We start from the raw sequence: 16,543 nt of genomic DNA, 5'->3' as shown, positions 1-16,543 counted from the left end.
CTCTTGGGTGCCGGTCCGGGCCGCGAACCCGGACCCTTCCTGATAGGACCCACATGAACGACGACCACCGCACCGTCACCCTCGTCGGCCCTCAAGGGCTCGTCGACCTCCTGCCCCACCTGTTCGGCTTCCACCCGGAGGACAGCATCGTCCTCATCGGCCTGACCCCCGGCGCGAGCGAGCCCATGGGCTTCGTCCGAGGCGGCCTCCCCGCCGACCCCGCCCAGTGGCAGCCGGCCACAGACGGCATGGTCGACTTCCTCCTGCACCAGACAGCCAGCCGAGAAATCCACACCTTCGCCGCCTACATCTGCCCCGACCCGAGGGACCCGGACTGCGGAGCGCAGTCCCGCCAGACCCACCAGCCCATCGCGGCTTACCTGCACGCCGCCTGCCACGCGCGCGGCGTCCGGCTGGCGGAGAGCCTGTACATCACCCGGACCCGCTACTGGTCGATGCTCTCCGCTGACCCGAGCAACCTCCACGAGGGCCACCCGATCCGCCCGGCGTCGGGCCCGTTCGCCGCCGACGATCTCCCGCGCAGCACCGACGTGCTCGCCAGCTTCGAGCCGACCGCCGGTCCCGAGGCCGTCCAGACCGCCTCCCACCTCGACGCCGCGCTCCGCGCGCTCCGCGACGAGATCCGCTCCAGCGGCCACCAGACCGTGGTGGACGAGGCCATCGACCTCGTGTCCGCCACGATCCGGAACCTCACGACCGGCACCGGCCCCACCGACGAGGCCGCCGCCCGGCTCCTGCTGGCTCTCCAGTACACCGACGTGCGCAACGTCGCTCTGGAGCACTGCGAGCCCAGCGAACTGGAGCCCGCGAGGAAGTTGTGGCACGACCTCGCCCGGCGCTGCGTCGTCCCGTTCTCCGACCTGGCGGCGGCCCCTCTCGCCCTCTACGCCACGACCGCGTGGGCGATGGGTGAAGAAGGGATCGCCCGCCTCGGCCTTCACGCGGCCGATGCAGCCGACCCCGGATACGAACTGACCCGTGTGATCAACAACCTCCTCAACCGCGGGGACTCCTTCGAGCACCTGCGCGGCCACCTGCGCCTGAGCCGTGCCGCCCGGCAGAACCCCACCACGGGCTGAGTCAGCCGCGCCAGGGGCCGCTGACCAAGCGGCCCCTGGCCCCCGCCCGATCACCCCGCGAACGGAGACAGACCCTTGAACATCAACACCGTGCCCGCCTTCAACATCAGGAACGCCGCGCAGGCCGTGGAAGCACTGTTCTACCTGCTGAGCTACCAGCCCGACGGCCCCGACGGCACGCTGTTCGTCCTCGTCCACGACACCATGCACGACAGTCCGTTGTTCAGCCAGAAGTTCGAGCTGCCCGACGACACGGACAACCCGCACGCGGCCGGCCACCAGATCATGCACAACGTCCTGTACCGCCTGGAGGAGTTCGCCACCGGACCGGCCGACATCCTGCTGTACCTGTGCGCGGGCCAGGAGGACGCCGGCGACGGCTACAACGCGATGAGCCGGCACCAGGAACTCGCGGACGCGCTTCTGCTCTCGGCTGAGGCCCACGGCGTTGACGCCCTCGGCGTCATATTCCTGACCCCCACTCACTGGTGGGTCTACCACCACGACAACCCCCACTACCGGGTCGAGGGAATGCCCGTGGACGGCCCGGACAACCCGGGCGTGGTCACCATGAACGCCCGCGCCATCGGCATCCCGACACCGCCCAGCGAAGCCAAGATCCTCGCCGCGTTCGAGCCCATCACCGGGGGACGCGGAAGTCCAACGCGCTGCGATCGTGCAGGAGGTCAGCCTGCGGGCCGAGCGCGTGCGGTTCAGCAGCTTCGACGCCGAGACCAAACGGCTCACGGGGATCTTCGACCGGCTGCTGCTGGGCGGTGGCGACGGCACCCCGCTGACGGACCTCACCCCCGAGCAGACGGCAGAGCTGATCGTCGGCCTGCGGCACCGGCCCCTGCGGGACGTCGCGCTCGAGTACAGCGAACCGAGCGAACTCCCCCGCGCCCGCGAGCTGTGGGCGCTGCTCACCCGCCGCTGCGCCAGCGAGAGCACGACCTTCCGCGCCGCACCCTTGACCCTCGCCGGGTTCGCCGCCGCCGTTGCCGGGGAGATCCCGGCCGCGCTCATCGCCCTCGACCAGGCCAGGACGGTTGACCCGCGCTACCTCCTGGCCAAACTCCTGATGGAGCAACTCGCGATGACGGGCTCCCTGGACGAGATCACCGACAGGATCAGGTAGGAGCGCGAAGACCGCCTTCGCCGCCGAGACAGCTGACCGTCCGGACGGGGCGGGCGCTCGGCGCCCGCCCCGTCCCGTTGCCCGCACCGCGCCCTATCGACCGCAAACCAGGGGGACACCGTGGAGTACAGCGAACCGCAACCCGAGCCGGACGACGACCCGGCGCCGGCCGTCGCGGACCCCGCCACGAGGGAAGTCCGGGTCCTCGCCGACCTGTGCGGCACCTGCATCTACCGGCCGGGGAACCTGATGAACCTCGCCCCCGGCCGCGTGCGGAAGCTCGCCCAAGAGGCACTGGCCCGCAACGGCCACATCGTCTGCCACTCCACCCTGCCCGCCCTCGCCCCACCCGGCACGAAGGGCGCGATCTGCCGAGGCTTCGCCAACGCCCACGGCAACGCGATCTTCGCGCTGCGCATGGCGGCCGCCTTCGGCCGCATCGTGGAGGTTCCGCCGCCGGCCAAGACGAGCGACTGACCGCCGGCGCTACGCCGAGGCGCCGGCGCCGGCCGAGAAGTGCTTGAGCTGGGTGCGGGCCACCACCCGATCCTCGCCGGACAACGTCGACCAGAAGGCGTGGGCTGTGACCGCCAGAGCGGCCTGCCGCTCGGCCTCCACCAAGCGGCCCGACTCCGTCAGCTGCTCCTCGTCCAGCCCACGCCGGATAGCCTCCAGATCACCGCCCCAGACAGGCAGCGACGCCAGGAAGGCCCGTCGCTCGGCCTGCGCGGCCTCCAACTGCTGCTGCGCCTGACACAGGTCGGTCGGGTACTCGAAGGTCTTCTGCTTGCCCACGCCGTGAAGCGTACGCGTGCGCGACTCCTCGTCCGTCCACGCCTCGCCACGGGCGTCCACCTGAGCGAGTCCATCACGGCCAACCCGCCCGACCTGGCCGTCCTTCGCTTAGGCCGGCAGCAGGTGCCGGTTCATCCAGCGGTTCTCCTCGGTCCTGTCCCGCAGCGGCGCGAACACCCAGGGCGCGAGTCGCGGAGCCGGCACGGCGCCGACCTGCTCGACCGGGTGCAGGAGCCCCTGTTCGCACATCTTGGCGGTCCAGACCGTGAACCGCGCGTTCGGGTAGGCGGGGTTGATCCCGATCTCCCCCTTGGGACAGGTGCCGTTGAACGGGGTCGCGATGCCCTCGGCGTTCCAATAGGCCCACGCCTCCAGGGCCTTGGCCTGCTCGAAGCAGTGGTAGAGCCGCGGGTACCGGTCGAGGAGGCGGACGTCACGGAAGAGGAGCTGGCCGAGCAACGACGGGGCGGTGCGCGTCAGCATGTCGAGGTTCGCGCCGTGGAAGGTGATCGCCGTGGCGTCCTGGTCCGGGGCCAGCGAGGCGGCGGCGAACAGGTGGGACATGCGCCGGCGGACGTAGCCGGCGACCCCAAGCGTCAGCCCGGCCTCGATGCGGCCAACGAGGCCGAGCAAGTGGGCGTGGTCCGGGTGGAACCGGCCGAGGTCGAACAGGACGCCCATGCCTTCCACGGCGGCGAAGGCGAGGTCCTTGTACAGGCGGTTGTTCATCTCCCCGTGGTCCGCGTACGCCCGGGTGGCCGGGCTGGTGGAGTGGAGCATGAGGTACTCGGCCACGGTCTCGAAGTACACGTAGCCCAGGTAGGGGAGGACCGGGACCGTTGCGGCGAGGTCGTTGATGAACGTCTCGTCCGCTGTCGCTGCGCCGCTCGCGGTGCGCAGGAGCGTGTCGAGGAAGGGCGCCGCGGCGCGGACCCGGTCCACGACGGAGCGGGTGACCTGCTCGTCCTCCGCGCCGGTGAGCATGTGCCGGAACGCCTGGTGGGTGCGCAGGTGGATGGCGCCCAGGCGCAGGTAGTCCAGGCCCTTGGCCGGCGCCAGGTCGCCGGGGGTGACCTCGATGACCAGGGGCGTGCTGTTGCTGCGGCTCTCCACTGTGTCTCGGCTCTCCAGCATGTGGGCGCCGAGGTTGTGGGGCCGCAGGGCGCCGCCGGCGGTCGGGGTGAGCGGGGAGCCGTAGATGGCGCCGACCAGGCAGCCGGTGGAGGCGAGGAGCTGTTCGCTGGCGCGAACGGCGTCCAGGGAGCGTGTGAGGTGCAGTAGGTGGGTGGGGGCGCCGGAGGTCAGCGTGCGGAGCATGGCGTTGTCCTGCAGGAGGTGCCCGTTGGGGGCCGCCTGCGTGAGGTGCCGGCGCCAGTCGCTCTCGCTTTCCGCGAGCCCGGCAGGGGAGGGGCGGTCACGCGGGGCGCGGAAGTCGGTGTGGGCGTTGTCCCAGTCGGCGTGCACGAAGGTCTCCTACTCGGGGAAGGTGGCGTGGAGCGCGTGCTCCAGCGCCCGGGTGTTGGTAGCGCTGGCGAGGTGCGCCTGTTCGCTGTGGACCACCAGGTCGTGGGCGGCGGCGGGAAGCCAGTCCGGGACGGGCAGACGCAGGCGGCCGAAGTCGGGCCACCAGCGGGCCAGCGGCAGCCGGTATCGGTCGAGGGCGTCGGCGGCCTTCAGCAGGTCCACCGCCTCCCGGTGCTCGCCGTAGGCGCTGGCTTGGTCGCTGGTGAACGCCTCGTGCGCGGTGTCGTGGAGGGCGACGGCGGTGATCGCCTCGGCCGTCGGCTCGGCGCCGAGGACGGCGGCCACCGGTGCGGTGTTGCCGGTCAGCCAGTCGGCCGCGCGCTGGCCGTGGCCCGGGTCGTCCCGGTCGGTGTGGCGCCGGCAGTCGTGGCAGGCCGCCGCCACGGCGAGGGCCCGCGTCCGGGCGGGGTGGAAACCGCGGGTGTGGGCCAGGAGCTGGACCAGGACGGCGACGCGGGCGCCGTGCCGGACGCCGTGGATCGAGCCGGCCGTCTCCGTGCGGGCGAACCAGGACTCATCGGGTACCAGCAGGAGCGGCCGGTGTGGCATGGTGGCCCGGACACCCGGCCCCGCCGGGCGGCTGCAGGCGATCCAGGCGAGCGTGTCCCGGTCCATGTACTGGTGGTCCGGGAGCTGGCCGGTCTCGGCCAGCACGCGCAGCGGCACGCCGCCGGGATGCGGTGTCGATGTGATCATAAAGTTCCTCGAGTTGGGATCGGGTGCGATGGGCGTCACGCTGGGCGTGGTGGTGCTGACGATGGGGAACCGGCCTGCGGAGCTGCTGGCGCTGCTGGACTCGGTGGAGGCGCAGGAAGGCGACGGCGCTGTCCGGATCGTGGTGCTGGGGCAGGGCGTGAAGCTGCCCGAGTTGCCCGGGTGGGTGGACGCGGTGGAGCTGCCGGAGAACCTCGGTATCCCCGGTGGGCGGAACGCCGGCGTGGAGCGGCTGCGTGAGCTGGGCGGCGTGGACGTCCTGGTGGTCCTGGACGACGACGGGCTGCTCCCCAAGACCGACACGTTCCGGCTGATCCGGGAGGCCTTCGCGGACAACCCGGGCCTGGGCGTCGTCAGCTTCCGGATCGCGGACGAGACCGGGTTCACCCAGCGCCGGCACGTCCCCCGCCTCGGCGCCTCCGACCCGATGCTCTCCGGCGAGGTCACCACCTTCCTCGGCGGCGGCCACGCCATCCGCATGAGCGTGATCGACCAGGTCGGGCTGTTCCCCGCCCCGTTCTTCTACGCCCACGAGGAGACCGACTTCGCCTGGCGGGCCCTGGACGCCGGCTGGCGCATCGACTACCGCGCCGACATGGTCCTCCAGCACCCCCGCACCGACCCGGCCCGGCACGCCACCTACTACCGCATGACCGCCCGCAACCGGGTCTGGCTGGCCAAGCGCCACCTCCCCGCGCCCTTGGTGCCGATCTACCTCACCTCCTGGGCCGCCTACACGATGCTGCGCCGCCCGCCGATGTCCGGGCTGAAGGCCTGGTGGGGCGGGTTCTTCGAGGGCATCCGGGTATCGTGCCCGCCGCGCCGTCCGATGCGGTGGAGCACCGTGCGGCGGATGGCGAAGCTGGGCCGGCCGCCGGTGTTCTGACAGCCGACCCAGGCAGCACGTCGCTGGGCCTTGGTCAGGCGGCCAGCACGGCCGCGGCCGGCGCGGTGAACCAGTCCGGGATCGCGCCGGGCGTGGACTTGAGCCAGCCCACGTACCGGTCGATGCCGTCGGCGAGGGCGACCGTGGGCCGCCAGCCGAGCAGGTCCGAGGACCTGCGGGTGTCGGCGTAGCCGCCGCGCGGGTCACCCTCGGGCATCGGCGTCTCCTTGAGCACCGCCTCGGGGTAGTGCGCCACGATCAGCTCGGCGATCTCCCGGACCGAGGTCGCCACCCCGGTGCCGATGTTGACCGTCTGCCCGGCAGCCTGGTCGGCGACCAGCGCCAGGATGGTGGCGTTGGCGATGTCGTCCACGTGCACCATGTCGCGCACCTGCCGCCCGCCGCCGTTCAGGCGCAGCGGCCGGCCCGTCTCGGCGGACATCGCCAGCCACGGCACCATCCACGAGTGCGAGCCGGGCTTGGGCACCTGCGGGTCCCCGTAGACGGAGAAGTACCGCACGATCGAGAACTCGGTGCCGGTCCCGCCGAGCATCAGCCGCACCTGGTTCTCGCCCCACAGCTTGGTGTTGGCGTAGACCGAGATCGGGGTGAGTGGCTGCTCCTCGCTGAACCGTGCCGCGCCGCTCGCGGCTGGGTCCCCGTCGCCGTAGACCGAGGCGGAGGATACGAACACCAGTCGCTTCACCGGCGACTCGGCGATTGCGTCCAGGACGGTCTGGGTGCCGTGTACGTTGGCGGCGAATGCGGTGTCGGGCCGCCGGGTGCAGGCGGCGACGTCGGCGTACGCGGCGGCGTGGATCACGAAGTCCGCGCGGCCGGCCAGCCACTTCACCGTCGCCCGCTCGCGGACGTCGCCGAGCACCACATCGGCCGCGTTCCGGTCCACCTCGAACCTGTCCCGCACCGAGTGCGGGTAGGCGTCGAACCGGTCCAGAACGACCGGGTGGGCGCCGTGCGCGGCGAGTTGGGCGACGATACGGCTGCCGACCAGTCCGCCGCCTCCGGTGACCAGCACGCTGGCGCCGGCGAGCTCACGCAACCGCGGGTCGGGGTACGCCTCAGCCATGAGGGCTGCCTCCTCTGAAGTGCGGGGTTGTGATCTCAGTGAAGCCTCACGCGGCGCACCGGCGGTACGGTGATGGGCCTCCCGACCCGTTCAATCCGTTCAAGATCCTTACAGGTGGTGCTAGTTGACGGAGCATAGGAAGTCGAACCGGCTGCTGTTAGCCGTCGTTGAGGAAGCAGGGTGTACGTACCAAGCCCTGGCGAAGGCGGTCCGGGCCGTCGCCGCCGAGGCTGGCGTGACCCTGCGCACCTCGCCATCGGCCGTCCACTCCTGGATCGCCGGCGGCACCCCAACAGGCCAGACAGTGGCCTACATTGCGGAAGCGCTCACCCGAATGGTGAAGCGGAAGGTGACCCCGTCCGAAATCGGTCTAGGCTGCGACGGCATCGGGGAGGCGATGACCGCCGATCCCCTCGCCACTGTTGCCGACCTCGGGAGGCACCTCGTGCACCGTCGCCGCGACTTCCTCGCCCTCACGTTCTCCACCGCAGCTGTTGGACTGCCGCTCGCCTACGACCACCAGGCCGCCGCCGCAACCCTCAGCGCCGCCAGGAACGGCGGCCGCGCCGGCGCCAGAGAAGTAGCGGCGGTGCGCCAGCTCACCGCCGCCTTCCGCAGCGCCGACGACCGGCTCGGCGGCGGCCACGGCCTCACCACGGCGGTCTCCTACCTGACCGATACCGTCCTGCCGATGCTCCAAGCCGCACACCCCGCCGAGGCCGTACGGCGCGCGGCCTACGGGGCGGCTGCCGAACTGGCCACCCTCATCGGCTGGAAACTCCACGACCTCGGCCGCGAGGGCGCCGCTCAGCGGTACTACCTGCTCGCCTTCCAACTCGCCTGCTCCTCCGAGGACGCAGGCCACGCCGCCTGGCTGATGCGCGCACTCGTCCACCAGGCACTCGACCTCAACCAGCCCATGAACACGGTGCAACTGTCGGAGGCGGCTCTCGCACGATCCCACGGCAAGGTCGACCGCGGCACGCAGGCGCTGCTCCTCGTGACGGCGGCACGCGCATACGGGGCGAGCGGCGAGGGCCAGAAGGCCGCGCGGGCACTCCTCGCCGCCGAGGACGCCGTGCTCGCCTGCCGGGACGCCGTCCCCACCTACGCTGCCGCATCCGGTCCGGTCGAAGCCACCGTGGCGTCGCACATGGGCAGGACCCTGACCGCGGTGAAGGACTACGCCGCAGCCGAACGGCACTACCGCGCGGCACTGGAAGGACGCGAGTCCGGCGCCTACCAGCGGGCTCGCGGCCTGACCCTCGCCAACATCGCCAAGTCCGTCGCGGCGCAGTCCCGCCACGAGGAAGCCGTCGTCCTCTGGGGCCAGAGCCTCGACCTGATGGACGGCGTAGCGTCCAACCGGAACCGGAAGGAGCTGAAGACGGTCCGCTCAGCCATGACCGTCTACACCGGGCGCGGAATCCCCGGCGCCGCCGCTCTGGCCAAGCGCGTGGCCAAACTCGCCGCTGCCTAGCCGAGCCTCCGATCGGGCTTGAGAGCACCGCCAGCGGGAACGCCGCTAGACCTCGACAGTCAACCCAACTGAAAAATAGGGGAGTTGATGTTTCCAGCGGCCTGATCGGCTGGAGAGGCTGGGGGCGTTGGCCGTGCCCGGCCCCAGACCACGGCCGGGCACGCCCTGCGGCGCTCCCAGCCCCGATCCGAAGGCCACCATGTCCAACCCCGCCGCGCCGGCACTCGACCGGCCCACCCCGGAGAACCTGCGGACCGCCCGCGACAAGCACCGCCGCAGCGCCGCCGACGAGACCCTGGGCCCCTCCGCCCGCCGCCACCATGAACGCGCCGCCTGCGGCTACGACTGGGCGCTCCAGGCGATCGACACCAACCCGGAGGCCGTACACCGGCACATGGGCTACGCCGCCGCCTACGCCGAGCAGGCCCGCCACCACGCCGTCTCCAGCCGCCGATGGACCCTCGTCCTGCCCGGCCCCTTCTGCGAGTGGCTGACCCGCGACGGGCGCCTCCCGACCGACTACACCGGCAACGAGGCTGACGACCGACTGCTGCTCGCCTACCGCGCCGGCATCACCCACCGCATCGGCCCCGAGAGTGTCTGGACCCGCACGATCCCCGCCTACGACGCCCTCGCGATGTGGCGCCTGACCACCATCGCCAAGCAGTTCCTCGACAGCTGTGCCACCGGGACCGGCCACTCCTCCGCTGAGCTTCGTGCCGCGAAGGACCTCACCGACCGCCTGGCCGACCTGGCCCACCGCCAGCTCGCTGCCACCAAGTGACCCGCGAGCCGGGCCGCCGCCGCGCGGCCCGGCCCCAACCCAGTACACCGCATGCCAACTCCGAAGATCGTGATTGCCCCACCGCCTATCCCCGCGCCCTTCCAGCGCGCGGACCTCCAGAGCCCGTACGACACCGCCCGGGCCGCCACCGCCGACGCGGAGGCGGCACTGGCCGCCGCCGCGCTCGAACTCCTCGCGGCCGCCAGGGCGTTCCGCCCGGGAGCAGCCAGCATTGAGTTCACCAGCGAAGCCGGCGGCCCACGCATCCAGGCCCTGTGGCCCGAGGTCCACGCCGTCCTGGTCACCCCGCACCGGCGAGAGCTGTGGCGGCGTCGGGAAGGCGAACGCAGATCGCTCCGCGACCACCTGCAGATCCAGGACATGGAAGGTCTCCTGCCCGATGCCCTGAACGTCAGCGGTCTCCCCGTGGTCCCGATGGGCGCCGGTGCCCCGGCCCGCCACCTGCTCCGCCTGCCCGCCCCAGACGTAGCCGGCATGCTCGCCGCCCGCATCCGCAGCCAGCACCCCGCCGCCAGCGCCCTGCTCATCAGCCTCGACTCCGAGAGCGGCACGGTGGACATCGCCGTCGAGCACATCGTCGGCCCTGACGGGACCTCGTTGGCCGCGATCCCCGGGGACCGGGAGTTCGCCCCCCTCGCCGCAGGAGGCCTGGTGGTGGCGCAGCCGCAACGAGACCGTCTGGGCACTCCGCCACCTGTGGAGGCACCCCAGCACCGCGCCCGCCACTTCCGGCCGCAGGGCAGCGAGTTGCAGATGTGGAACAACGGACTCCAGGCAGTCCTCCTGCCCGCCATCCCCGCCCTGCCTGCCGGGAAGGCTGCCTGAACGACCTCTCACACCCGTAGGCCGCCCCGGGCCAAGCCGACCCCAGCCGGGCCCGAGGCGGCCCCGGAAGGCCCTCGGCCAGCACCTCATGCCCCGAGCACCATCGGTGCGCATGCGGATGGCCTTGATCGCGAACTCGACGGGCAGTCAAGCGAGTTGAACGGAGAATCGCTCGACTCCGGACAGTGACAGCGCCTACTCTCCGTAGCATGGCGAAGAAGCGAGGGGTCGAGCCGACCCCTGAGGAGAACCTGGCCACAGCCATCGTGAACGGTGTGCTCGGCACACGCACGGTGGCGGTCGACGATCAGACCGAGCCCGGCATGATCGATGCCTGGCTCGCCCGTCCCGATGAGCCCGACGACGCGCGCACGATCGGGCTGGAGATCAGCTCCACGACCGACGGCAAGGTCCAGGCCATGTGGAAGTCGATCAACAAGGAGTACGACGGGGACGAGACAGTGATCCCCGGACTTGTCGGCGCCTGGACGGTCCGGTTCCGCCCCGGCGCCCGAATCGGCGGTGCGCCAGCCAGCAAGCTCAGCGAGCTACTCAAGGACTTGGAGCAGCGCGGGGAGACCCGGGCAAGCCTGCTGCCCTACGAGGACAAGATCCGGTGGGCCGACGGCCAGCCGGTGCCGGAGCACGCCGCCATGCTGGAGACGATGAACAGTATCGGCGTCATCTCGGCTGCGCAGATCAGCACTGATCCGGCGCTGGCCGGCCGCGTCTTCGCCTTCACCATCGGCAACGGCGTCGCTTCGCCCACGGCCGAGTCCGTAAGCCCGTACGTCTCTGACTTCCTGACGACGCCTGCGGGCGAGAACAAGGTTAAGAAGCTGGCGGCCGCACCCGAGGCCCACCTGTTCATCTGGTCGGACCAGTCTCACCTGTCGGTCGGGATCGCACTCAGGCACCGCTTCGAGCCAGTCGGCGACCCGGACGTCCCGGGCCACATCGGGGACGTCTGGCTGGCCTCCAGGTTCGAGCCGGCGGCGGTGTACCGGTGGACCCGCGGTTTGGGATGGGCTGTGCATGAGGTGCCTGCCGAACTGCGCCAGGTTCCGGAGCCGGTCCCGGTGGCCGGGTAGCCAGGGTGCGGGTGGGGGGCGGGAGGTGGGCGCCCGCCCGCCGACCCGAGGCGCCGACGACATCGACGCCAGTGGTATGAGTCTTGGCTCGATTTGTGGCGCGCTGGGTATTCCGGCCCAGCGCGCCACACCTATCGACTCACTCCCGGGTCAGGTACTGCTTGATCTCGCTGGTGCACTTGTCTGCGTCTCGCACGATCTGGCCGCCCCAGTAGGAGAGGACGGTCCAACCGGCGTCACGCATGGCGTCGCGCTTGCGCTTGTCGGCAGCCCGGCGCTCCGGGGTGTGGTGGTGCTCCCAGCCGTCGCAGAACACCGCGAGGCGGTGCTCCGGCCAGGCGAAGTCGGCCACCGTCACGGGGCGGGGAACGCCGTCGGTCGACCCCCGGTCGCCCCAGGAATACTGGGCCTGTCCCTTGGGGACACCGGTGGCCATGAGAGAGATGGCGAGCCGCCGCTCGATGGCCGACCGGGGCCGCCCGATGAAGACGTCTGAGTAGCTGGGGACGCGACGGCCCTCAACGTCCGGTGCATCAACGAACCGGCGCAGGAAGTCGGCGGCTACATGGCGGTCGAGGAGATCACCTTCGAGCTGGTTGCCGTACGAGCGCAGGCAGGCGTAGCACGAGCGTTCGCAGGAGCAATCGTCGAGTACCGAGAGCAGGGACTTGGCGACGTCTCCAAAGCGTTCGGCGAGCTGGCGCAGGTATCCGGCGCCGCCGGGTACCTCCTCGTACAGGACCGCGAGGCGCATGGAGGTGTCCTCGCTCTCCGGGTCGGGGCGGGGCCAATCGAAGCCTGCGACCTCCTCGTCGCCGGCTTGCAGGGTGATCCGGCAGCCGAGGTCCAAGGCAGCACGGATGCTGGCCAGGAATTCCTCCAGCTTCTCGGGAGTGATGCCCAGGTCCTCCAGGTCGGGCAGGATCTGCAGGCAGTCCACGCGCCGGTCGAGCTGCAGGACGCTGTACTGCAGGCTGTGCTGGGAACAGATCTTGTCGTGGAGGGTGGCTCGGTTGCGTTGGGCCTGCGTGGGCTTGCTGCTCGGGTAGGCGTCGAACCAGAGTCCGCAGCCGGTGCAGATGATGAAGCGTTCGCTGTCGCGGTTGTCCTTGGCGAGTCGGCCTCGGTTGAGGATAGTGAGGTCGGCGCCGCGCTCCCAGTTCAGGACTAGGCCGGGCCGTTCGAACAGCCAGGTCTCGGTGGTGTTCGGGGCGCCGAGGTGATGAGTGACCTCGAACGGGGCGCGGGCGCGCTGTTCCTCGTCGGCCGAGATGTGCTGTCGACGGGTGGCGCGCATGGCTCGCATGGGCACGCTGAGTTGCGGGTGGAGGTCGTCGCTGTTGCAGGACAGGCAGTGCGTGGTCGTCGGGTCGTTGACGGTGTCGCAAGCGGCGCAGAGGTTGATGTGCGCCAGGCTGCCGGTGCCCTCGGCGTTGACCAGGTTGGCTCGCCTGAAATCGACCTGGTCCACGAGCCACTTGGTGCCGCGGGCATAGACGAGTTGGCCGGGGGCGTAGTCCTTGAGGGCCTGCACCGAGTCCTGTGCGAGTTCGGCGGTCTCGCGCTCCAGGGCCAGGGTCGTGGTGTCGGTGGGGAAGGCGTAGGACGGCAGGAAGCCAACGGAGCTGAGGTAGTTCAGGACGTATGCGCGGGTGTAGTCGGTGTGCCGCATCGCGTCGAGGCTCGCCTGGATGCTGCTGACGGCCCGGGAGGCATCGCGGTTGCCGGGGGTGGAGGTCGCCTGCTGCCACTCCTCCAGCAGGCTCTTCTGCCGGTCTCGGTAGGCGGCGACTGCCGTGTCGAGGTCGGGGATCCAGTTCTCCACGACACCGGTGGCCCAGGCGAGGTCGAGCCAGGGAAGATCGTCCTCACCGAGGCCGGTGCGGAAGCTACTACGGATGCGCTCGGCGATTCGATCCGCCTGCCCGCTCAGGGCGCTGCTGACTTCGGCGACGCCCTGCAGCGCGCCGTCCTGGTCAGGGCTTACCAGCTGCTGCATCCAGGTGGGAAGGTCCTCGCCGCACAGCTCAAGTGCCATACTGCGGGCGTGCCGCTTGAGGACGCGCTCGTTGTCCAGCAGGAACGACGGCGGGCGGATGGCGCCGCGGATCATCTCCACGGGACGGGCGTAGTAGTAGCTGTCGTGCGGCAGGCCACCGGCGAAGGTGACGACCAGGGCGACCCGCTCTTCGCGCCGCCCGGCGCGCCCGGCGCGCTGCGCGTAGTTGCTGGGACGCGGCGGCACGTTGCGCAGGATGACCGCGAGTAGTTGGCCGAGGTCAACGCCGAGCTCCAACGTCATGGTGCAGACAAGGAGGTTCAGGTCACCGTCCTTGAAACGCTCTTCGATCTCCTCGCGTTGCTTCAGCGGCACCTGGCCCGAGTGCTCTTCCGCTTTGACGACCAAAGAGGTGTCAGCGGTCGCGAGGAGGCGCTCGTGGTCGTCTTCGTCGCCGTGCCAAGGCTCCATCAGCCCCTTGCAGTTGAACGTCGCGCACCGGTGCCGGGGGGACGGGGCGGGCTGGACGGCCTTGCATGCCCGGCACCTGTATAGCGTTTCCGCTGCGGGGCGAATCTCCAGAGCCTGCGCGGTGACCTGGAGAAGGCTGATCTGGCTCCGCCCGGAGCCGACCTGAACTTTCTTCAGTAGCTCATGCTCTTCGAGTAGCCTGACGGCCTGACGCACGGCTCGCTCGACGGTGGAGGAGTCGTTGACCAGCGGAAACGCGGTTTTGACCAGACGGCCGACGGAGCCCTTCGCGCTGAGCGCGATGGGCGCGGTCCCGGCCGGAGCAGTCGTACGGTCCCCGAAACCTGCGACCGCCTGCCCGCGGGCCATGGTCGCGCCGGCCTCCAGCAGTTCCGCCTCGGTCTTCGCGTCCAGCCGGCTGCTCAGCAGCTCGTGTGCTACCGCCTTCCTGGTCCGGGCGAGGTCGAGCGTGCGGGCGAGGAGCCAGCGTGCGCTGTCCGGGTGGGGGCCCAGCAGGTCGAGCAGCGGCTTCAGTTCCTCCTCGCTCAGGTCGTCCAGCCCCGGGTAGCCGACCGTGAGCAGGCCGAGGCGTTCGAGCGTCGGCGGGCGGCGCTCGTCGCTGGCGATCTCCCCGAGCACGTCCCACTCGCACACGCGCAGCACGCGCCTGCGGGCGTCGCGGCCCCGCGGATTGGTGTAGAGCCCGGACTCCTGGCCGCGCCGGAACACGTCCTCCACCAGGCCGTTGAAGCTCGCCGGCGCATCGCCCCCGTCGGCACGGGCGGTGACGGCCTCGACGATCAGCCGCCGAACCTGGACCGCACGGGCGCGGTCACGCAGGTAGCCGGCCTGGAAGGCGGTGTCCTGCCGGGAGTCGGCGAAGATCAGCAGCCGGCGCAGCATCGGGTCGTCGCTCTGTGCCGCCAGCCCGGTGTGGAGACTGAAAGCCGTGGCGGTCACGGCCGCGGCGGTGCGCGCGTTGAACTCCTGAACGGCGCCGCTGCTACGGGAGTACGCGCACACCGGGCAGGTAGTCAGCGGCCTGCCCTGGTCCTTGGGCACCGCGACGAACACCTCACGGGTGGGGTCACCGCAGCCAAGGCAGGACGCACCTGCGGCGTCCAGCCCGCAACGGGTGCAGCGCCTGGCCGGGTACCAGTTCTGGTCGCCAACCCGGGGAACACTGAACGGATCCTCGGTCCACAGCTGGCGCGCCAGGTAGCGGACCACTAGTCCTCCCGGCTGGTCCCGCTCAAGGTCGTAGTCCTGCCCGCAGCCGAGGCACACACCGATCGGCGTCGTGCTTCGCGCCCCGCAGCCATCCTTGTTGCAGGTCATCGCTCCATCCAGGAGCAGGTGGCCGCTGTCTCCCGTACAGCGCACCGGGCTTGGCAGACCGCGCAGGAAGAGGTGGACCTTCGCCTCGAGCACCGGCGGCCCCGCTGGCGTATGAGTGTCAGCGCCGAGCAGCAGCCAGCCTGCGACCTCGTCGTGAAGAGCCTCCGCATCGACTTCGGCGCGCTGGGGCAACTCGGCGAGGATCCGCACCAGCTCCTCCACCGTGCTCGGAGTTGCGAGATGCGCCCGCAGAAGATTGAGGACGGGGCTGGCCTCGGGATCTCCGAGGAGCGTGCGAAGCCGCCCAGTGTCGCCGCCGTCGGCCAGCGCCGCGCGCAGCTGCTCCGGGTCCGGGCCTGCGCCAACCGACTGCGGGTCAGGCTCCGGCTGCGGTACGGCCGTCTCCTCGATGATCGAGGCAGTGGTGAAGGGCGAAGCGAACAAGCTGCTGGCGAATTCGGCGGTGCGCCGGAGATCCGCCTGATGGTCACCGCCGGCGCTCACGGTCGCGGACAGTCCCACACAGACCAACTCGGCATTCGTGTGGCCGCGTAGACGCCGTACCAGGCTGGCGATCTCCGTTCCAAGCGCTCCCTGGTAGGTGTGCACCTCGTCCAAGACCAGGTGGCGCAGCTCCCCATGCCGGAAGAGCTGGCGGTCGGCGGTGCGGGTGAGCAGCTTTTCCAGCATCGAGTAGTTGGTCAGCAGGATGTCGGGCGGGAACTCCTGCAGGTGTGCGCGATCGCTCTGTGCGGTGTTCCCGGTGTAGACGCCGTAGGTCAGACCGAGTCGGGAGCAGACATCCTTGACCCTGTCTTCCTGGTCATTGACCAGGGCGTTCATCGGGTACAGGGCGATAGCCTTGAGGCCGGGCCGGTGCTTGTTGGCGTAAGCATGGGCAGCGACCGGAACAAGGAACGCCTCGCTCTTTCCGGAGCCAGTGCCGGTGGCCACGAGTGCGTTTCCGCCTGCCCAGATCAGGGAGATCGCCTCAACCTGGTGGGTGAATAGGTGCTCCACGCGCGGGAACGCGTCGGACATCTCGGCTGGGAGCCCGATTCGCGCGCCGAGCTCCGCGAGCGTCGCGTCCAGCTGGAAGCGGGGCTGTACGGACAGGTAAGGGCCTCGCCAGAGCAGCGCCTGTTCGTCAACCATGTGCTCTAGCTGCTGTCGCAGTCTCTCGTCTGCAACGGGGTACGTCGTCCACGTGAAGCGGCGGTAATCCTCGCGCAGCCGGTCGGCCAGCTCCAGTGGATTCATCTTTGCTCTCCCCACACCCAGCCGCCACCC

Annotated in this window: 13 protein-coding genes; 8 read left to right on the top strand and 5 right to left on the bottom strand. The window is 70.6% G+C overall.

What is annotated here, in order from left to right:
* Nucleotides 1–53: 53 nt before the first annotated feature.
* The 3 genes from ACWEQL_RS01945 (at nt 54) to ACWEQL_RS01935 (ending at nt 2,715) form a co-directional block, all read left to right on the top strand.
* A complete protein-coding gene (locus ACWEQL_RS01945; RefSeq protein ID WP_452148173.1) occupies nt 54–1,100 on the top strand; it encodes a DUF4192 domain-containing protein in 1,047 nt (348 codons plus the stop codon).
* A 676-nt stretch (nt 1,101–1,776) separates the two neighbouring features.
* Nucleotides 1,777–2,238, top strand: coding sequence for a DUF4192 family protein (locus tag ACWEQL_RS01940; protein ID WP_452148172.1), 462 nt, complete (start codon nt 1,777–1,779; stop codon nt 2,236–2,238).
* A gap of 120 nt (nt 2,239–2,358) precedes the next feature.
* On the top strand, nt 2,359–2,715 hold the full coding sequence (locus tag ACWEQL_RS01935) for a hypothetical protein (RefSeq protein WP_452148171.1): 357 nt from the start codon (nt 2,359–2,361) through the stop codon (nt 2,713–2,715).
* Nucleotides 2,716–2,724: 9 nt separating this feature from the next.
* On the opposite strand, the gene ACWEQL_RS01930 is transcribed toward ACWEQL_RS01935, so the two are convergent.
* The 3 genes from ACWEQL_RS01930 to ACWEQL_RS01920 form a co-directional block, all read right to left on the bottom strand.
* Nucleotides 2,725–3,033 (bottom strand): hypothetical protein, encoded by a 309-nt coding sequence (locus ACWEQL_RS01930; RefSeq protein ID WP_452148170.1) that lies wholly within the window; start codon nt 3,031–3,033, stop codon nt 2,725–2,727.
* Nucleotides 3,034–3,141: 108 nt separating this feature from the next.
* Nucleotides 3,142–4,497, bottom strand: coding sequence for a hypothetical protein (locus ACWEQL_RS01925; RefSeq protein WP_452148169.1), 1,356 nt, complete (start codon nt 4,495–4,497; stop codon nt 3,142–3,144).
* A gap of 9 nt (nt 4,498–4,506) precedes the next feature.
* Nucleotides 4,507–5,253 carry a hypothetical protein gene (locus tag ACWEQL_RS01920; RefSeq protein ID WP_452148168.1) on the bottom strand — a complete coding sequence of 249 codons (747 nt, stop codon included), beginning with the start codon at nt 5,251–5,253 and terminating at the stop codon, nt 4,507–4,509.
* A gap of 28 nt (nt 5,254–5,281) precedes the next feature.
* Here ACWEQL_RS01920 and ACWEQL_RS01915 point away from each other — a divergent pair, with 28 nt between their 5' ends.
* Entirely contained in the window at nt 5,282–6,157 is an 876-nt protein-coding gene (locus tag ACWEQL_RS01915; RefSeq protein WP_452148167.1) for a glycosyltransferase family 2 protein, read from the top strand.
* A 34-nt stretch (nt 6,158–6,191) separates the two neighbouring features.
* Here the strand turns inward: ACWEQL_RS01915 and ACWEQL_RS01910 are convergent, their stop codons facing one another.
* Nucleotides 6,192–7,244, bottom strand: coding sequence for an NAD-dependent epimerase/dehydratase family protein (locus tag ACWEQL_RS01910; protein WP_452148166.1), 1,053 nt, complete (start codon nt 7,242–7,244; stop codon nt 6,192–6,194).
* Nucleotides 7,245–7,368: 124 nt separating this feature from the next.
* Here ACWEQL_RS01910 and ACWEQL_RS01905 point away from each other — a divergent pair, with 124 nt between their 5' ends.
* The 4 genes from ACWEQL_RS01905 to ACWEQL_RS01890 all read left to right on the top strand — a co-directional run bounded on the left by ACWEQL_RS01905 (nt 7,369) and on the right by ACWEQL_RS01890 (nt 11,445).
* A complete protein-coding gene (locus tag ACWEQL_RS01905; RefSeq protein ID WP_452148165.1) occupies nt 7,369–8,724 on the top strand; it encodes a tetratricopeptide repeat protein in 1,356 nt (451 codons plus the stop codon).
* A 199-nt stretch (nt 8,725–8,923) separates the two neighbouring features.
* Entirely contained in the window at nt 8,924–9,508 is a 585-nt protein-coding gene (locus ACWEQL_RS01900) for a hypothetical protein (protein WP_452148164.1), read from the top strand.
* 51 nt (nt 9,509–9,559) lie between these two features.
* Complete coding sequence (locus ACWEQL_RS01895) at nt 9,560–10,354, top strand: hypothetical protein (protein WP_452148163.1); 795 nt, start codon at nt 9,560–9,562, stop codon at nt 10,352–10,354.
* Between the two features lie 209 nt (nt 10,355–10,563).
* A complete protein-coding gene (locus tag ACWEQL_RS01890; protein ID WP_452148162.1) occupies nt 10,564–11,445 on the top strand; it encodes a hypothetical protein in 882 nt (293 codons plus the stop codon).
* Between the two features lie 139 nt (nt 11,446–11,584).
* Here the strand turns inward: ACWEQL_RS01890 and ACWEQL_RS01885 are convergent, their stop codons facing one another.
* The gene (locus tag ACWEQL_RS01885; protein ID WP_452148161.1) at nt 11,585–16,513 is read right to left on the bottom strand and encodes a DEAD/DEAH box helicase; all 4,929 of its coding nucleotides are present in this window, start codon (nt 16,511–16,513) and stop codon (nt 11,585–11,587) included.
* Nucleotides 16,514–16,543: the final 30 nt, after the last annotated feature.

The organism is Kitasatospora sp. NPDC004240 (assembly GCF_053603215.1).
The sequence above is the reverse complement of the archived record's forward strand: the minus strand, read 5'-3'. Positions and strand labels throughout refer to the sequence as shown.

Bases quoted from the DNA above. Each gene is read 5' to 3' on its own strand.
- ACWEQL_RS01945 (WP_452148173.1), top strand. From the start codon at position 54: ATGAACGACGACCACCGCACCGTCACCCTCGTCGGCCCTCAAGGGCTC.
- ACWEQL_RS01920 (WP_452148168.1), bottom strand. From the start codon at position 5,253: ATGATCACATCGACACCGCATCCCGGCGGCGTGCCGCTGCGCGTGCTG.
- ACWEQL_RS01915 (WP_452148167.1), top strand. From the start codon at position 5,282: ATGGGCGTCACGCTGGGCGTGGTGGTGCTGACGATGGGGAACCGGCCT.
- ACWEQL_RS01910 (WP_452148166.1), bottom strand. From the start codon at position 7,244: ATGGCTGAGGCGTACCCCGACCCGCGGTTGCGTGAGCTCGCCGGCGCC.
- ACWEQL_RS01900 (WP_452148164.1), top strand. From the start codon at position 8,924: ATGTCCAACCCCGCCGCGCCGGCACTCGACCGGCCCACCCCGGAGAAC.
- ACWEQL_RS01895 (WP_452148163.1), top strand. From the start codon at position 9,560: ATGCCAACTCCGAAGATCGTGATTGCCCCACCGCCTATCCCCGCGCCC.
- ACWEQL_RS01890 (WP_452148162.1), top strand. From the start codon at position 10,564: ATGGCGAAGAAGCGAGGGGTCGAGCCGACCCCTGAGGAGAACCTGGCC.
- ACWEQL_RS01885 (WP_452148161.1), bottom strand. From the start codon at position 16,513: ATGAATCCACTGGAGCTGGCCGACCGGCTGCGCGAGGATTACCGCCGC.